The sequence below is a fragment of the Maribellus luteus genome, assembly GCF_003576475.1.
Classification (GTDB): Bacteria; Bacteroidota; Bacteroidia; order Bacteroidales; family Prolixibacteraceae; genus Draconibacterium; species Draconibacterium luteum.
The window spans coordinates 1-578 of the sequence record NZ_QWGR01000177.1 but is presented as its reverse complement, the minus strand read 5'-3'; the positions used below and the strand labels follow the sequence as shown (position 1 = coordinate 578).

The 578-nt window shown below is 63.0% G+C and carries 1 protein-coding gene; it reads right to left on the bottom strand.

Annotated elements, in window-relative coordinates; translation table 11 throughout:
* Positions 1–506, bottom strand: a 506-nt coding sequence (locus tag D1614_RS28475) for a carotenoid oxygenase family protein (protein WP_175579316.1), incomplete at its 3' end; no start/stop codon positions are given.
* Between the last annotated feature and the right edge of the window lie 72 nt (positions 507–578).

Sequence of the window (578 nt, the reverse complement as noted above, 5' to 3'; positions counted from 1 at the left end):
AAGCCGTAACCGAAGAAATGCAGTTCGCCCGTGGCCGGGCAGATTTTCGGATGCGCCGTGAACGCCGTGTCGAGCTTGCCGCCGTAATCGTGGAAGCCGACCGTATCGAGATCGCGGGTCATCATCATCGGCAGCGCGTTCTCGACCAGCGCCATAATTTTTCCGGCGTGGGCGATGACGTTGGTGTTGGCGGTGGAGGCGCGGATGTCGGGGATACCGGGCCGCGACGGCGCGCCGTTGAAGCGCGGGGTGCGGACCCAGCGGTTGCGGTACCACTCCGCCTTGCCGTTGTTCAGCGAGACGCCGTGCAGCATGCCGTCGCCCATGAACCAGTGGCCGGCATGACCCTCGCGCGGATTGGCGCCGTTGCGCGCATAGAGCCCCTTCAGCTCGGGCGGAATTGCGCCCTCCACCGGCAGGTCGAACGCGGTCACCTCTTCAAAGACCGGCGCAAGGTTGCCCCGCTCCCAGTACGGCTTCTCGGCTGTGGTCTCCACCTGGCTCATCCTTGTTCTCCCTGAATGCCTTTTTGGCTTAAGTAAACAGTGCATACTTTACGACTCGGCCAAGCCAATGTA